The 16,029-nt window shown below is 71.5% G+C and carries 14 protein-coding genes; 2 read left to right on the top strand and 12 right to left on the bottom strand.

Translation table 11 applies throughout. The features are described 5' to 3' along the window. Positions 1-23: 23 nt before the first annotated feature. Positions 24-1,259 (bottom strand): signal recognition particle-docking protein FtsY, encoded by a 1,236-nt coding sequence (gene ftsY / locus DXZ73_RS29875; RefSeq protein WP_116214107.1) that lies wholly within the window; start codon positions 1,257-1,259, stop codon positions 24-26. A gap of 218 nt (positions 1,260-1,477) precedes the next feature. On the opposite strand from ftsY, the gene DXZ73_RS29870 reads away from it, so the two are divergent. Next, entirely contained in the window at positions 1,478-2,944 is a 1,467-nt protein-coding gene (locus DXZ73_RS29870; protein WP_116214106.1) for a purine-cytosine permease family protein, read from the top strand. A gap of 360 nt (positions 2,945-3,304) precedes the next feature. Here DXZ73_RS29870 and DXZ73_RS29865 read toward each other — a convergent pair whose 3' ends face one another. The 4 genes from DXZ73_RS29865 to DXZ73_RS29845 form a co-directional block, all read right to left on the bottom strand. Continuing rightward, positions 3,305-4,708 (bottom strand): sugar porter family MFS transporter, encoded by a 1,404-nt coding sequence (locus tag DXZ73_RS29865; protein ID WP_116214105.1) that lies wholly within the window; start codon positions 4,706-4,708, stop codon positions 3,305-3,307. A 215-nt stretch (positions 4,709-4,923) separates the two neighbouring features. Beyond that, positions 4,924-8,520 carry a chromosome segregation protein SMC gene (smc, locus tag DXZ73_RS29860; RefSeq protein WP_116214104.1) on the bottom strand — a complete coding sequence of 1,199 codons (3,597 nt, stop codon included), beginning with the start codon at positions 8,518-8,520 and terminating at the stop codon, positions 4,924-4,926. A gap of 274 nt (positions 8,521-8,794) precedes the next feature. Further along, the gene (locus DXZ73_RS29855; protein ID WP_116214103.1) at positions 8,795-9,004 is read right to left on the bottom strand and encodes a hypothetical protein; all 210 of its coding nucleotides are present in this window, start codon (positions 9,002-9,004) and stop codon (positions 8,795-8,797) included. Positions 9,005-9,429: 425 nt separating this feature from the next. Further along, positions 9,430-9,711, bottom strand: coding sequence for an acylphosphatase (locus DXZ73_RS29845; protein ID WP_116214102.1), 282 nt, complete (start codon positions 9,709-9,711; stop codon positions 9,430-9,432). A 134-nt stretch (positions 9,712-9,845) separates the two neighbouring features. Here DXZ73_RS29845 and DXZ73_RS29840 point away from each other — a divergent pair, with 134 nt between their 5' ends. Beyond that, positions 9,846-10,844, top strand: a complete 999-nt coding sequence (locus DXZ73_RS29840) for a CAP domain-containing protein (RefSeq protein ID WP_116214101.1) — start codon at positions 9,846-9,848, stop codon at positions 10,842-10,844. A 23-nt stretch (positions 10,845-10,867) separates the two neighbouring features. Here DXZ73_RS29840 and mutM read toward each other — a convergent pair whose 3' ends face one another. From mutM to rsmD, 7 genes are all read right to left on the bottom strand, one after another. After that, entirely contained in the window at positions 10,868-11,746 is an 879-nt protein-coding gene (mutM, locus tag DXZ73_RS29835; protein ID WP_116214100.1) for a bifunctional DNA-formamidopyrimidine glycosylase/DNA-(apurinic or apyrimidinic site) lyase, read from the bottom strand. A gap of 90 nt (positions 11,747-11,836) precedes the next feature. After that, positions 11,837-12,682 (bottom strand): ribonuclease III, encoded by an 846-nt coding sequence (gene rnc, locus DXZ73_RS29830; protein ID WP_116214099.1) that lies wholly within the window; start codon positions 12,680-12,682, stop codon positions 11,837-11,839. A 19-nt stretch (positions 12,683-12,701) separates the two neighbouring features. Continuing rightward, positions 12,702-12,875: a 50S ribosomal protein L32 gene (gene rpmF / locus DXZ73_RS29825; RefSeq protein ID WP_030087884.1), complete on the bottom strand. Its 174-nt coding sequence runs from the start codon at positions 12,873-12,875 to the stop codon at positions 12,702-12,704. A 2-nt stretch (positions 12,876-12,877) separates the two neighbouring features. Then, the gene (locus DXZ73_RS29820; RefSeq protein WP_205519256.1) at positions 12,878-13,474 is read right to left on the bottom strand and encodes a YceD family protein; all 597 of its coding nucleotides are present in this window, start codon (positions 13,472-13,474) and stop codon (positions 12,878-12,880) included. 202 nt (positions 13,475-13,676) lie between these two features. Beyond that, complete coding sequence (locus DXZ73_RS29815; protein ID WP_116215948.1) at positions 13,677-14,768, bottom strand: cell division initiation protein; 1,092 nt, start codon at positions 14,766-14,768, stop codon at positions 13,677-13,679. A 99-nt stretch (positions 14,769-14,867) separates the two neighbouring features. After that, positions 14,868-15,347 (bottom strand): pantetheine-phosphate adenylyltransferase, encoded by a 480-nt coding sequence (gene coaD / locus DXZ73_RS29810; protein WP_205519385.1) that lies wholly within the window; start codon positions 15,345-15,347, stop codon positions 14,868-14,870. A 26-nt stretch (positions 15,348-15,373) separates the two neighbouring features. Then, positions 15,374-15,976 carry a 16S rRNA (guanine(966)-N(2))-methyltransferase RsmD gene (gene rsmD, locus DXZ73_RS29805; RefSeq protein ID WP_116214097.1) on the bottom strand — a complete coding sequence of 201 codons (603 nt, stop codon included), beginning with the start codon at positions 15,974-15,976 and terminating at the stop codon, positions 15,374-15,376. Between the last annotated feature and the right edge of the window lie 53 nt (positions 15,977-16,029).

Here is a 16,029-nt window from a genome sequence, read left to right as displayed (position 1 = left end):
CGCGAACGCGTCCTGCCGGCTGCTCAGTCGCCGATCAGGGCGTCCACGAACGCCTCCGGTTCGAACGGCGCGAGGTCGTCCGCGCCCTCGCCCAGGCCCACCAGCTTCACCGGCACGCCCAGCTCGCGCTGGACGGCGATGACGATGCCGCCCTTGGCGGTGCCGTCCAGCTTGGTGAGGACGATGCCCGTGATGTCCACGACCTCCGCGAACACCCGCGCCTGCACCAGGCCGTTCTGCCCGGTGGTGGCGTCCAGGACGAGCAGCACCTCGTCGACCGAGCCGTGCTTCTCCACGACGCGCTTGACCTTGCCGAGCTCGTCCATGAGCCCGGTCTTGGTGTGCAGCCGGCCGGCGGTGTCGACGAGGACGACGTCCGCGTTCTCGGCGATGCCCTCCTTGACCGCGTCGAAGGCGATCGACGCCGGGTCGCCGCCCTCGGGGCCGCGGACCGTACGGGCGCCGACGCGCTCGCCCCAGGTCTGGAGCTGGTCGGCGGCCGCGGCGCGGAAGGTGTCGGCCGCGCCCAGGACGACGGACTTGCCGTCCGCGACCAGGACGCGCGCGAGCTTGCCCGTGGTGGTGGTCTTGCCGACGCCGTTGACGCCGACGACCAGCACGACGCCGGGCTTCTCCTCGCCGTTCACGCCCACGCCGGGCTCGGTGTGGACGACGCGGTCGGTGTCGGCGCCGATGAGGGCGACGAGCTCCTCCCGGAGCAGGGCGCGCAGCTCCTCGGGGGTGCGGGTGCCGAGCACCTTCACCCGCTCGCGGAGGCGCTCCACGAGCTCCTGCGTGGGTGCGACGCCGACGTCGGCGGTGAGCAGGGTGTCCTCGATCTCCTCCCAGGTGTCCTCGTCGAGGTGCTCGCGGGAGAGCAGGGTCAGCAGACCCTTGCCGAGGGAGTTCTGCGACCGGGAGAGCCGGGAGCGCAGCCGGACGAGCCGGCCGGCGGTGGGCTCCGGGACCTCGACCTCGGGCGCCGCCGGGGCCTCGGGGACCTCCGGCTCGGCGGCCTCCGGCTCGGCCGCCGGGGCCTCGGCCGTGGGCAGCTCGACCTCTTCGACGGGGCGGTGCGGCTCCGGGCGCGGGGTCTCGGCCTCCTCGCCGACGTGCGGCTCGGCGGGCGGCGCGGTGACGGACGGGCTGCTCGGCGGGGCCGGCGGCAGCTGCTTCTTCTTACGGCTGCTGACCACGAGCCCGCTGATCGCGGCGAGCGCGACCACAGCGATGACTACAGCAAGGATGACGATTTCCATAACGCCCCCAGTATCGGACACCGGACCGCCCTCGCGCCGCCGCGCCCGCAGCCTGTGGATTCGTACGAAGTAACGAGGACCAAAGCCACTATCTGGCCAAAGTTGGAGCAAAGTACGATGGCGTGTGGCTGTGTGACGCGCGTAGAGTCCGCAGCGTCTCTTTCTGCCCCGGCCCATCTGCTGTGGCCGCCCCGCTTCACCCGCACGGAGCCCCCCACATGGACAACGTCGTCCCCGCCGAGTCCGACGGCGCGATAGAAACCCGCGGCATCGAGCCCGTACCGGACAACGAGCGGCACGGTCGCGTCCGGGAGCTGTTCCCCACCTGGGTCGCCGCCAACATCAGTGTGCTGCTGCTCACCATGGGCGCGGCCCTGGTCGTCTTCAACCAGCTGAACTTCTGGCAGGTCCTGATCGTCGCCGGGTGCGCCGCGCTCGCGTCGTTCGGCATGGTCGGCGTGCTGTCGGTCTCCGGCAAGTGGGGCGGTGCCCCGGGCGCGATGCTCTCGCGCGCGACCTTCGGCGTCCGCGGCAACCTCTTCCCGGGCGCGATCCTGTGGGTCGCCCGCTTCGGCTGGGAGACGATCAACGCGGTCACCGGCGCCTACGCCGTGCTGACCGTCCTCGACCTGCTCTTCGGCATCAAGAGCAACACCCCGCTGATCGTCGTCACGCTCTTCCTCTTCGTCGCCAGCACCTTCCTGGTGAGCGGCATGGGGCGCAAGGCGCTCAACGTCTGCAACAAGTGGTCGACGTACCTCTTCGGCGTCTTCAGCGTGCTGGTGCTCGGCTATCTGATCGCCCACATGAACTGGGGCGAGGTCTTCTCCAAGCCCGCGGGCACCACCGCGATGATGATCACCGGTATCGGCACGATCGCCGCCGGCGGCATCAGCTGGGTGCCCACCGGCCCCGACTTCGCGCGCTACCTGCCGCACTCCGCGTCCGGCAAGAAGATCGTCGGCGCGACGGTCTCCGGTGCGGGCCTGGTGATGGTCCCCATGGTGCTCATGGGCGCGGTCATGGCCGTCGCGACCCCGGATCTGGCAAAGGCGCCGGACCCGGTCTCCTTCCTCGGTGACATCCTGCCGACGTGGCTGGCCGTGCCCTACCTGGTCACCGCGATCGTGGGCATGCTGCTGATCAACAGCCTGTCGATGTACTCGGCCGGCTTCACCGCCCAGACCATGGGCGTCAAGCTGCCGCGCGCGATGGCCGTCAGCATCAACGCCGTGATCTCCCTGGTCGGCGGTCTGATGCTGATGCTGGTCGCCAAGAGCTTCCTCAGCTCCTTCATCACCTTCCTGATCCTGCTCGCGGTCTCCTTCTCCGCGTGGATCGGCGTCTACGCCGTCGACATGGCCCGCCGCCGGGTCCGTGCCGTGCGCTACGACGCGGAGGCCCTGATGGACACCGGGCGCACCAGCCGCTACTGGTACGTGGGCGGTTTCTGCTGGCAGGCGATGACCTCATGGACGGTCGCCCTGATCGCGGGCATCTGCTTCACCAAGTGCGACTGGTTCGCCGGTCCGCTGTCCGGCACGTTCGTCGGTGAGTACGGACTGGGCTGGGCGGCCACGATCGTGATCGCGGCGCTGATGATGCTGGCCCTGCCGGTGCCGCGCGAGTCGGTCGCGGCGGATGCGGCGTCGGCGGAGCCGGCGCGCGAGAAGGTCGCCGCGTAGTTCGACGCTTCGCTCACCTCTGACGTCCCCTCCCGCCGACGATGGCGGGAGGGGACGTCTGCTTTTGTACGCCTGCGGCGGGCTTTGTTCCCCACACCGCCCCTTCCCGGCTGTGTCGATTTGCGGCTCCGCCGCGTGGGGGGCTCCGCCCCAGACCCCGAAGCACGCTCCGCGCGCTGTCCTCAAGCGCCGGACGGGCTGAATTCAGCCCGTCCGGCGCTTGAGGACGCGCCCGCAGGGCGCTCTCCGCCGCAGGCGGCAACGGACCGCACCACACCCGGCACGACAAACGGCCGCCGCCCCGGCTCACAGGGTGTGAGTCGGGGCGGCGGCCTTCGGAGGAGAGGAGCGGCGGGGTGGTCAGCCCATCTCCTCCAGCGCCTTGCCCTTGGTCTCCTTCACGAACTTCAGCACGAAGGGGATGGAGAGCACGGCGAAGACCGCGTAGATGACGTACGTACCGGAGAGGTTCCAGTCCGCGAGGCTCGGGAAGCTCGCGGTGATGGCCCAGTTGGCGATCCACTGCGCGGACGCGGCCACACCGAGCGCGGCGGCGCGGATGCGGTTGGGGAACATCTCGCCGAGGAAGACCCAGACCACGACGCCCCAGGACAGGGCGAAGAAGAGCACGAACGCGTGGGCCGCGACGAGCGCCACCGTGCCCTGCGTGGTCGGCAGCGAACCGTCGGCGGCCTTCGAGGCGAAGGCCCAGGCCTCCAGCGCGAGGGAGATCGCCATACCGGCGGAACCGATGAGCGCGAGCGGCTTGCGGCCGATGCGGTCCACGAAGATCATCGCGATCACGGTGCCGACGATGTTGATGATCGACGTGGTGAAGGAGTAGAGGAACGAGTCGCTCGGGTCGATGCCGACGGACTGCCACAGGGTCGCCGAGTAGTAGAAGGCGACGTTGATGCCGACGAGCTGCTGGAAGACCGAGAGGCCGATGCCGACCCAGACGATCGGCAGGAAGCCCGCCTTGGAGCCGAGCAGGTCCTTGAAGGTGGACTTCTCCTCGCTGTGCATGGCCAGCTCGATCTCGGCGACGCGCTTGTCGAGGTCGACGGTGTGGCCCTCGACGTCGGCCAGCACGGCCTTCGCCCGGTCGGTCTTGCCGACGGAGATCAGGAAGCGCGGGGACTCGGGGATCGCGAAGGACAGCAGGCCGTAGAGGACGGCCGGGACGACCATGACGCCCAGCATGAGCTGCCAGGCCTCGATGCCCATGAGGTGGCCGCGCTGGTCACCGTCGGCGAGGTTGAGGATGCCCCAGTTCACGAGCTGGGAGATGGCGATGCCGACGACGATCGCGGCCTGCTGGAAGGAGCCGAGGCGGCCGCGGTAGGCGGGCGGCGAGACCTCGGCGATGTAGGCCGGGCCGATGACCGAGGCCATGCCGATGGCGATGCCGCCGAGGACGCGCCAGAAGGCGAGGTCCCACAGGGCGAAGGGCAGCGCCGAGCCGACCGCGCTGATGGTGAAGAGCGTCGCCGAGATCTGCATGACGCGGATCCGGCCTATGCGGTCGGCGATGCGGCCCGCGGTGGCGGCGCCGATCGCGCAGCCGATCAGGGCGATCGCGATGACCTGGGCCAGAGCGGCGGAGCCGATGTCGTACTTCCCGCGAATGCCCTCGACGGCACCGTTGATCACGGAACTGTCGTAGCCGAAGAGAAAGCCACCCATCGCCGCGGCCGCGGTGATGAAGATGACATGGCCGAGGTGGTCCGGCTGGGCCTTGCGGCCCTCGGACCCCTGCGCCATCGCAGTGCTGGTCAACGTGTACTCCTGAGGCCCGGCGGCATTGCCGGGCGTGGGGGGCTGGCCCTTCAAGTGGGGCACAACTCCGGGGGGCCCACCACTTGAAGGTATTAGCAACGTTGCAGACCTTATGCCTTCAATTTTCTAAGTCAATAGGTCGTAACCAAGAAGTTTCCTGCGAGCTTCCGAGGCGTTGCGTTCAACACTTGAAGAAGTGCTCAGGAGCGGCGCAACCGCTGACTGATGACCTTGGAAACTCCGTCCCCCTGCATGGACACCCCGTACAGCGCGTCCGCGACCTCCATGGTCCGCTTCTGGTGGGTGATCACAATCAGCTGGGAGCTCTCCTGGAGCTCTTCCATGATCCGGATCAGCCGCTGCAGATTGGTGTCGTCCAGCGCCGCCTCGACCTCGTCCATCACATAGAACGGGCTCGGCCGCGCCTTGAAGATCGCCACCAGCAGCGCCACGGCGGTCAGCGACCGCTCGCCTCCGGACAGCAGCGACAGCCGCTTGACCTTCTTGCCCGGCGGTCGCGCCTCCACGTCCACACCGGTCGCCAGCATGTCGTCCGGGTCGGTGAGCACGAGCCGCCCCTCCCCGCCGGGGAAGAGCCGGGAGAAGACGCCCTCGAACTCCCGGGCGGTGTCGTGGTACGCCTCCGTGAAGACCTCCTCGACCCGCTTGTCGACGTCCTTCACCACCTGGAGCAGGTCGCTGCGGGTCTTCTTGAGGTCCTCGAGCTGCTCGGACAGGAACTGGTGCCGCTCCTCCAGCGCCGCGAACTCCTCCAGGGCGAGCGGGTTCACCTTCCCCAGCTGCTGGTAGGCCCGCTCGGCGGCCTTCAGCCGCCTCTCCTGCTCGGCCCGGTCGAAGGGCACCGGCAGGTTCCTCGGGTCGTCCGGGTCGTCGGGCAGTTCCTCGCCCTCGGCCGGCGGCGACGGCGGTACGGGCTGGTCAGGGCCGTACTCCGCGACGAGCGCCGCGGGCTCCACGCCGAGCTCCTCCAGGGCCTTGGCCTCCAGCTGCTCGATGCGCAACCGCTTCTCCGCGCCCAGCACCTCGCCCCGGTGCACCGAGTCCGTGAGCCGGTCGAGCTCGCCCTTGAGCTCGCGGCCCCGGTCGCGCTCCGCGATCAGTTCCCGCTCGCGCTCGGCCTTCGCCGCCTCGGCGTGCCCGCGCTCCTCGTCGGCGCGGACGAGCGACACCTCCACGTGCGCCAGCAGCTGCCGGGCACCCGCGGCGACGGCGGAGGCGACGCCCGCCTCGTGGCGCAGCCGGGCGCGCCGCTGTTCCGCGCGCGCCCGCGCCTCCCGCTCGGCGCGCGCCGCCCGGTCCAGCCCGTCCGCCCGCCCGGCGAGCGCCTTCACCCGCTCCTCGTGCGTACGGACCTGGAGCCGGGCCTCCATCTCGGTCTGCCGTGCGTTGGCCCCGTCGGCCGCGAGCCGGTCGCGTACGGAGGTGTCCGGCTCGTCGGTGCCCTCGCCGGGGCCCGCCTCCTCGGCCACCGCCAGTCGCTCGGCCAGCTCCTCGGCCTCCTCGGTGGCGCGGGCGAGCGCCTCCTCGGCCCGTGCCACGGCCGCGGCCGTACGGCCCGCCTCGTCGGCCGCCGCGCGCGCCTGTCCGCCGAGCCGCCCCAGCGCCTGGGCGACCTGCGACTTCTCCCGGTCCGCGGCGCCGCGCCGGGCCGCCAGCTCCTCGACCAGGGCGGCGCACTCGGCGCGCCGCTCCCCCGCCGCCCGCTGGGCGGCCGCCAGTTGCTCGCAGCGCGAGTCCAGCCCGGTCAGTTCGGCGGTGGCCTCGTCGACGGCGGACTGCACCTCCAGCAGGCTGGGCGCGCCGCCGGAGCCGCCCTGCGCGAAGCGGTCCCCGAGGAGGTCGCCCTCGGCGGTCACGGCAGTGCATCCGGGCCGCTCGGCCACCAGTTCCTCGGCGTCCTCCAGCGTCCCGACGACCATGACGTCGCGCAGCAGCGGTGCCACGGCGGCCAGCAACGGGGCGGGCCCGTGGACGAGTTCGAGCGCGGGCCGGGGCCCGGAACCGGCGGGTGCCGGGGCGTGGGTCCCTTCGGTCCGCTGCGCCTCGGCCCGGCTCAGGCCCCGGGTCACCAGCAGGGCCGCGCGCCCCGCGTCCTGCTTGCGGAGCAGGCGGAGGGCCTCGGCGGCCGTCGCGGTGTCGGTGACCGCGAGGGCGTCGGCGGCGGCGCCCAGGGCGGTGGCGATGGGGAGTTCATGGCCGGGGGCGACGGCCAGGAGCTCCGCGGCCGGTCCCAGCAGTCCGGACAAACGATCCTGCGCGGACAGCAGCGCGCCGGTGCCGTCCTTGCGGCGCAGGCCGAGGGCCAGCGCGTCGCGGCGGGCGGCGGTGGCAGCACGGCGGCGCTCGGTGGCCGTCGCCGCCTCCCGGGCCTCCGTCAGCTCCGTCTCGGCCGCGGCCAGCTCGCGCTTGGCGTCCTCGTGCCGGGCGGCGAGTTCCAGGTCTCCCGCGTCGATCCCCTCGACCTCGGCCCGCTGCCGCTCGTACTCCTCCTCGGCCGTGGCCGCCCGTTCGCGGGCCTCGTCGCGGGCGGCGGTCAGCCGGCCGATCTCGGCCTGCGCGGAGGCGGCCCGGCCATGGGCGGCGGTCACGCGTCCGTGCAGGCGGGCGAGGCCCTCGCGGTGGTCGGCGATGGCGCGGGCGGCGTCCCGCAGCCGGCGCTCCTCCTCGGCGAGCCTGCGCTCCAGCTCGGCGCGGTGCGCGGTGGTCTCCTCCAGGGCCGTGCCCGCGGCTTCGAGCGCGGCCTCCAGCTCCGCCTCCTGTTCGCGGATCCGGGCCGCCTCGCGCTCCAGGTCCTCGGGGTCGCGGCCGCGCCGCTCCTCGGCGGGGGCGGCGGTGGCGCTGGTGACCCGGGCGTCCGCGAGGCCGATCGTGCCGCGCACCCGCTCGGCGAGCTGCGACAGTTCGTACCAGGTCTGCTGGGCCCGGGCGAGGCGCGGCGCCAGCGTGCGCACCTGCTCCTCCAGCGCGGCCTCCCGCTGTGCCGCCGCCCGCAGCCCGGCCTCGGCGGCCTCCTTGCGGGCCTTGAGCGCGGCCTCGTCCGCGAGCTCGGCGTGCAGGGCCCCGCGCAGAGTGACCAGGTCGTCGGCGAGCAGCCGCAGCCGGGCGTCGCGGAGGTCCGCCTGGATGACCGCGGCCCGGCGGGCGACCGCGGCCTGCCGCCCGAGCGGCTTGAGCTGGCGCCTCAGTTCGTCGGTCAGGTCCTGGACCCGCGCGAGGTTCGCCTTCATCGCGTCGAGCTTCCGCAGCGCCTTCTCCTTGCGCTTGCGGTGCTTCAGTACGCCCGCCGCCTCCTCGATGAAGGCGCGGCGCCCCGTCGGGTCGGCGTGCAGGACGGAGTCCAACTGGCCCTGGCCGACGATGACGTGCATCTCGCGGCCGATGCCGGAGTCGGAGAGCAGTTCCTGGATGTCGAGGAGCCGGCAGGTGTCGCCGTTGAGCTGGTACTCGCTGCCGCCGTTGCGGAACATGATCCGTGTGATGGTGACTTCGGCGTAGTCGATGGGCAGCGCGCCGTCGGAGTTGTCGATGGTGAGGGAGACCTCGGCGCGGCCCAGCGGTGGACGGCCGGTGGTCCCGGCGAAGATGACGTCCTCCATCTTGCCGCCGCGCAGCGACTTCGCGCCCTGTTCTCCCATGACCCAGGAAAGCGCATCGACCACATTGGACTTTCCGGAGCCATTGGGTCCCACTACACACGTGATCCCGGGCTCGAAGCGCAGGGTCGTCGCGGAGGCGAAGGATTTGAACCCCCGCAGGGTCAGGCTCTTGAGGTGCACGCGGAAGGACTCTACCGGCCGCGCGCCCCCCTCGGCCGCCCGGCACGAGGCGTGCGGGGGCGACAACAAGCTGCCCCTTTCAATTTTCCGGTTTCACCCGGGAAGGGGCAGGGCACATCAGTCCAAGGGGACGGGAGGAAAACGGCCGGAAACCGCAGGGTGATACGACGATCGGATTGGGCTCATCGGATACGACGAAGGGACGCCGGAGCGTCCCTTGCAACTCTCAAGCGGCTGACAGTGCAGCCCGACCGGGCCCCCGGGGGCAGGGCGGTCAGGCGAGCGCAGGCTCCGCCTGGGATACGTCGATGCTGTCGAGCTCGAACGAGTCGCCGTGGTGAGCGGCGGCAGTCAGCGCGTCGTTCTCGGCCTGCATCCGGATGAGCTCGGATTCAAGGTCCTGGACACGCTGCTGAAGCCGTCGCATCTCGGAGAGGACTCGGGGGTCGGAGCCGCCGACGTAACCGAGAAGCGCCTTTGCCATGATGGATGGTCCTCCACACTGAGTGACCGACCGAAGCGGTGTGGGTCGTGAGGGATTCGCACCCGCGGTGTCTGCCATCACTACTGCGGTGTTCAATGCCAAACAGCTAAGGTGCGCGGGGCTTCCAGAGTCTCACCAAAAAGTTTGACGGTCAACACGATCACACCCCGTATCGGCGGGCGTCCCGGGGGTGCGCGGCAGTGAATACGCGGCGCAGTCTCTCCCGGGCCCGGAGGGGCGTAGAGATCATCCGTTGAGCAGCAGCCTTCCATGACGACGGCGAGTTGGCAACCATCAGGGAATTTCTTCCGTTCGCATATGCCAACGGCATATCAATAAGGTCATCGTGACCCACGGCCACCCCTTCTCCATGGGGTTCGCCCACCCGCCGCCGGGGAAAAATTCCGCTTTCGGCAATGTGTCGGTCAGCGGATCTCAAAGCCGCCATAACCGCCGCGCGGCACGTCCCAGATCTCCGTGACGCCGTCCACCCGGCCGGGAGTGTTCCCGTCGCGCAACCAGTCGAGCAATTGTTCACAGCCCTCGCGCGCGCCCTCCGCGACGACCTGGACCCGGCCGTCGGCGAGATTCGAGGCGAAGCCCTCCAGTCCGCCGATCCGCAACGCGTTCTCCCGGGTGAACCATCGGAAGCCGACACCCTGCACATGACCCCGGACCCAGGCCGTCAGACGGACATTCTCGTTCATGTCTGCACGTTAACCGACCAATTGCATACGAAGCGCTTAGCCCCTGGCCCTATTGCCGTACAGTCGCCGGTCGACAGGTCCCACCCCCGTACGAGTGACGCACGATGACGCCGAGCACGTAAGGAAGGCAGCGGATGGGTCGCCATCGACGCTCTGCCCCCCAGGCCACCGGTCACCCCTCAGCTGTTCCCCCGCCGACCCGGGCCCCCTCGACGAGCGGGAGGTCCGACCCGGGGCCGCTGTACGAACCCGACGAACCCACCGACGTCGGCCGGCACCGCAACGCGCGGCGGCGCGGCCGGGTGAACTCCCCCGTGCGGACCGGGCTGCTGGGTGCGTCGGCCGCCATGGCGATGGGCGTGGTCGCGATGGCCTCGGGGCTGTTCTCCGGAGGGGACACCCTTCAGCTCGGCGGCGGCAGCCCCGGCGGGCAGGTGCGGGCCGACGATCCGCCCGCCGTCCGCAGCGGCCCGGTGCGGCCGCAGACGCCGTCCCCCGCACCCGAGCGCGGCGGACTCCCGGTGAGCCGTGGGACCGAGCGCCCGGAGGCGCGCTCCGCGCCCCCCGCCGATGTCCCTCCCCCGCCCTCCGAGCCCTCCACCGAGGCGCCGCCGCCCCGGCCGGGCGGGTCGGGCATCGACCCCGGCAGCGAGGCGCACACGCTCCCGGCCCCGATCCCCGGGACCGCCGACGTGGGCCCGCCCGCCACGGATCCCGGCGCCGGGCCGGGGACGGCGACCGAAGCGGTCGACCTCCAGGCGACGCCCGTCGCCCAGATCCTCGCCCTGGTCAACGAGGAGCGGGCCAAGGTGGGCGCCCGGCCGCTGGCCCCCAGCCCCCGACTCACCTCCCTGGCACAGTCGTTCAGCGACGACATGGCGCGGCGCGGCTTCTTCGCGCACACCGACCCGGACGGGCGCACACCGTGGGACCGCGCCGCCCGGCACGGCATCGGCAACCTCGGCGGCGAGAACATCGCGCGCGGCCAGCCGGACCCCCGGGCGGTCATGGAGGCGTGGATGCACAGCACGGGACACCGGGCGAACATCCTCAACCGCGAGTACCGCACTCTGGGGATCGGCGTGAACCCCGGGGCGGGGGGCCCTTGGTGGACACAGGACTTCGGCTATTGAGCCCGGGACCGCTCAGCTTGCGCTCACACGCGCGGCGGGCGCTGGCAGCGGGGGCAGAAGTAGCTGGAGCGGTTCATCCACGGGCGTCGCCGCATTGGCGTGCCACAGCGCCGGCACGGCTCGTCCTCGCGGCCGTACGCGTCCAACGACCGGTCGAAATAGCCGGATTCACCGTTCACGTTGACGTAGAGGCTGTCGAAGCTCGTACCGCCGACGGCGAGCGCCTCGTTCATGACCTCGCGGATGTGCGTGAGCAGCTCCGCGCTGCGCGGGCGGGTCAGCGTCGCGGTGGGGCGGTCGTAGTGCAGCCGGGAGCGCCACAGCGCCTCGTCGGCGTAGATGTTGCCGACGCCGCTGATCAGCGACTGGTCGAGCAGGGCGCGCTTGACGGTCGTACGGCGGCGGCGCAGCGCGGCGTGGAACGCGGCCTCGTCGAAGGCGGGGTCGAGCGGGTCGCGGGCGATGTGCGCGATGACGTCGGGCAGCCCTTCGAAGTCGCCCGGCACGGGGTCGTGCAGCGACAGGCCGCCGAAGGTGCGCTGGTCGACGAAGCGCAGTTCGGTGGGGAGGGTGTCGGCGAAGCGGACCCGGATCCGCAGGTGCTTCTCGTCGGGCGCTTCGTGCGGCTGGACGAGGAGTTGGCCGCTCATGCCGAGATGGGCGAGCACGGACCGGTCGGGGGCGTCCTGCCCGGCCGCTTCGAGGGGCAGCCAGAGGTACTTGCCGCGGCGGTGCGCGGCGGCGAGCCTGCGCCCGGTCAGCTGGGCCGCGAAGTCGTCGGGTCCCGCGAGGTGCCGGCGGATCGCCCTGGGGTGCAGGATCTGCACGTCGGCGACGGTGCGCCCGCGGATCCACCGCTCCAGACCGCGCCGTACGACCTCGACCTCGGGCAGTTCGGGCACGGAGCGCCACTCCTTCGACGAAGCTTCACCGGATGAACGTGATCGCCGGGCGGGCCCGAGGGCCCGCCCGGCGATCACGGACGGAACGCGTCAGTGCGACGCGCCCTGCACACCGTCGGCGGGCTCGGAAGCCGCCGGGTCGGTCCCGGTGGCCTCGGCCTCCGGGGCGGCTTCGGCCTTGGCCTCCGCCTGTGCGGCGGAGGCCCGGGCCTCCGCCGCCTCGTGGATGGCGCGCCAGGCGGCTTCCGCCGCCTGCTGCTCCGCTTCCTTCTTGCTGCGGCCGGTGCCGGTGCCGTACGCGACACCACCGACGCGGGCAGCAGCCGTGAAGGTCTTCTCGTGGTCGGGCCCGGTCTCGGAGACGAGATACTCCGGGACGCCCAGCCCCTCCGTGGCGGTCAGTTCCTGGAGGCTGGTCTTCCAGTCCAGGCCGGCGCCGAGGTTGGAGGACTTCTCGATCAGCGGATCGAAGAGCCTGTGCACCAGCTCACCGGCGGCTTCGAGGCCCTGGTCGAGATAGACCGCCCCGATCACGGCTTCCAGCGTGTCCGCGAGGATCGACGCCTTGTTCCGGCCGCCCGTGCCTTCTTCGCCCCGGCCGAGCCGGATGAAGGAGCCGAGGTCGAGACCGCGTCCGACCTCCGCCAGCGCACGGGAGTTGACCACCGCGGCCCGCAGCTTGGCCAGCTGGCCCTCGGGCAGGTCGGGGTGGATGCGGTACAGCGTGTCGGTGACCACCAGGCCGAGCACGGAGTCCCCGAGGAACTCCAGCCGCTCGTTGGTGGGCAGCCCGCCGTTCTCGTACGCGAAGGAACGGTGAGTCAGCGCACGCACCAGAAGGGCGGTCTCGAGTCTGTACCCGAGCCGCCCTTCCAGAAGCGTGTGAGACGAGGCCGTGTCCGCCGGCGCCTTCTTCGGCGTAATGGCGTCTGACATTGAGCCTGTCACCCGCCGATCAGACCTCGAGGACCTGGCGCTTGTTGTAGGTGCCGCAGCTCGGGCACGCGATGTGCTGCAGCTTCGGCTCGTGGCAGCTAGCGCATGCCACCAGGGTGGGGACCGCAGCCTTCCACTGCGACCGGCGGTGGCGCGTGTTGCTGCGCGACATCTTCCGCTTCGGAACAGCCACGGCTACTTCTCCTGTGAGTCATCCCCGCCGGAGCGGGGTGCGTTGTCCATCTCGCCGTCCTGGTTGGACCCGGCGAGTCCCTGCAGTGCCGCCCAACGAATGTCGACGGACTCGTGGTGGTGGTCCAGGTCGTCCGCCAGCCGCGCTCCGCACTCGGAGCACAGACCGGGACAGTCTTCCTGGCACACCGGCTGCAGCGGCAGTGCGAGCACCACCGCGTCACGCAGCACGGGTTCGAGGTCGAACAAGTCGTCCTCGAGGAAGAGCGTGTCCTCCTCGTCGTCCTCGGCGTCGTCGTCCGTGTCCGCAGTGCGGCTCCGGGCGTCGGCGTCGGGGTAGGAGAACATCTCCTGGAAGTCCGCGTCGAGCTCTCGCTCCAGCGGCTCCAGACACCTTACGCACTCCCCTGTCAGCGGTGCACGGGCGGTGCCTGTGACAAGCACCCCTTCCATGACCGACTCCAGGCGGAGGTCGAGCTCCACCGTCGCGCCCTCGGCGACCCCGATGACCTCGATACCGAGATCGGCGGGAGCCTCGATCGAACGGGAGACCTTCTTCAGCGCACCGGGACGCCGGCCCAGCTCGCGTGTGTCGAACACGAGAGGGGAACGGTGATCAAGGTGGGCGTTCAGGACTTCCTGCTTTCTACGCTGCGGCGACGGCCGCCCGACGCGGAAAACGCGTCCCGGGCAGCCCTGATCGCGAATGCACACGCGACCGAAGAGCCAGAATACTCGACAGGCCGCCGTACACCCAATCGGCGACCGGCCGGGGACCCGGCGGCGGACGGCCCGCGACGGGTCAGCGGCCCTGCTCGTACCTGCGGAGCTGATCGAGGTCGATCATGCTCGTGTCGAAGAGGCTCGTCTCGTCCAGCTGAGGCTGCTGGGACTGCTGATGCCGAGGGGCCTGAGGGGGCTGCTGCTCATGGCCCTGGTGGCCCGCCGGGGCGGCGTAGCCGGCGTTCGGGTCGTAGCCCCCCGACGCGGTCTGGGCGGGCCAGGCGTAGGGGTCGTGCTGGGCGTAGCCGCCCTGGACCGCGTACGGGTCGCGCTGCTGCCCGTAGGACGCCTGATAGGCGTACGGGTCGGGCTCGTAGGCCGGGGTCGGGTAGTAGTCGGGCTGCGCGGGCACGGACGGCGCCGGCGGCGGCCCCGCGGGCTCCTGGGGGGCCGCCAGCCCGGCGAGGAAGTCGGCGTCGCTGGTGTGGTGGCCGCCGGGGAGGCTGTCCTGGGCGGCCATGTGGGCGCCGAGCTCGTCCGCCGGGCGGGCGCCGAGCAGCTTCTCCCGGCCGCGGCCGACGGCTTCGAGGGTCTTGGCCAGCACGGCCGCGACCGCGCCGAGCTTGGCGTCGACATAGGCGTCGGCGCGCTGCCGCTGGACCTGCGGGTCCGAGCTGCGCTCGGGGTCCTCGTCGGGCAGCCCGTCCGCGTCGTGGCCCTCCGCGCCCGGCAGGCCGAGCAGCTTCTCCCGGCCGCGGTCGACGGAGCCGATGGTCTTGGTGAGGACGACCTCGAAATTGGCGAGCTTGCCGTCGACGTAGTCGTCGGCCTCGGCGCGGATCTCCTCGGCCTCCCGGCGGGCCTCCGCGAGGATGCGGTCGGCCTCCTCCTGGGACTGGCGGGCGACCTCGGTGTCGGAGATCAGCGAGCCGCGGTGGGCGCGGGCGGACTCGATGATCCGCTCGGCCTCCTCGCGGGCGTCGGCGACGAGCTGCTCGCGGCCGCCGATCAGCTCCTCGGCCCGGGCGAGGGAGTCGGGCAGGGCGGCCCGCACCTCCTCCAGCAGGGCGAGCAGCTCGGCCCGGTTGACCACGCAGGAGGCCGACATGGGCAGGGACCGGGCGCCGGCGACGGTCGTGACGATCTCGTCGAGCTTCTTCTGCACGTCCACCTTGGCGCTCGCCACTCTCTTCTGACGATGGGCACGAACGGGGACGACTGTACGGCCAGTCGACCCCCGCCCGACACCTGCTGACGAGCTGTCAGCCCGTCAGTCCCGGCCGAGCCGCTCGTTCAGTGCTTCGAGCACCAGCGGCGGCACCAGGTGGGAGACGTCCCCGCCCCAGGCCGCGACCTCCTTGACCAGGCTGGAGGACAGGAAGCTGTAGGTGGGATTGGTGGGGACGAAGAGGGTCTCCACCCCCGACAGCCCGATGTTCATCTGCGCCATCTGCAGCTCGTAGTCGAAGTCGCTGACCGCCCGCAGGCCCTTCACGATGGCGGGGATGTCGCGCTGCTTGCAGAAGTCGACGAGGAGGCCGTGGAAGGCCTCCACCTCGACGTTGCCGTACTCCGCGGTGACCTGGCGGAGCAGGTCTATGCGCTCGTCGACGGTGAACAGGCCCTGCTTGGACTTGTTGATCATCACCGCCACGTGCACGACGTCGTACAGCTTGGAAGCGCGGGCGATGATGTCGAGATGTCCATTGGTGACGGGGTCGAACGACCCCGGACAGACGGCGCGGCGCAACTGTGGTTCCTCGCTCTCCGGTCCATTCATGACGCGCGGGGAGAGGTCGTCTCTTCCGCGCACGTCGAGGCGGCGCGACCGTACCAAAGCGTCCCCTCGCCGTAGCGACGGGCCCTCAGTGGCTCGAAGCCGTCCGGCCAGGGAAACTCCCCGCCCCTGGTGCTGCGCTCAACGGTGACCAGCGCGTCGTCCGCAAGCCAGCCCTGGGCGCGGAGTGTGAGGAGAATCTCGCGGAGATCATCATTGGTGACGGCGTAGGGCGGGTCGAGGAAGACCACGTCGTACGGGCCGGTGGGCGCCGGTCCCGCGACGACCTGCTCGGCCTTGCCCGCCCGCACCTCGGCGCCCGGCAGCCCGACGGCGCGGACGTTGTCCCGGATGGTGCGGACCGCGCGGGCGTCGGCCTCCACCAGCAGGACGTGCGCGGCGCCCCGCGAGAGGGCCTCCAGGCCGACCGCCCCGGAGCCGCCGTACAGATCCAGCACGCGGGCGCCCTCCAGGGGGCCGAAGAGCGACTCCCAGGTGGAGAACAGGCCCTCGCGCGCCCGGTCGGAGGTCGGGCGGGTGCCGGTGCCGGGCGGCACGGCCAGGCGGCGTCCGCCGGCGGTACCGGCGATCACGCGGGTCATGGGGTCCTCGGTCCTTCGCGGTGGGTGAGCGGGCCGGTGGGCCCGCCGTCCAC

This window comes from Streptoverticillium olivoreticuli subsp. olivoreticuli (assembly GCF_003391135.1).
Taxonomy (GTDB): domain Bacteria; phylum Actinomycetota; class Actinomycetes; order Streptomycetales; family Streptomycetaceae; genus Streptomyces; species Streptomyces blastmyceticus.
The sequence above is the reverse complement of the archived record's forward strand: the minus strand, read 5'-3'. Positions and strand labels throughout refer to the sequence as shown.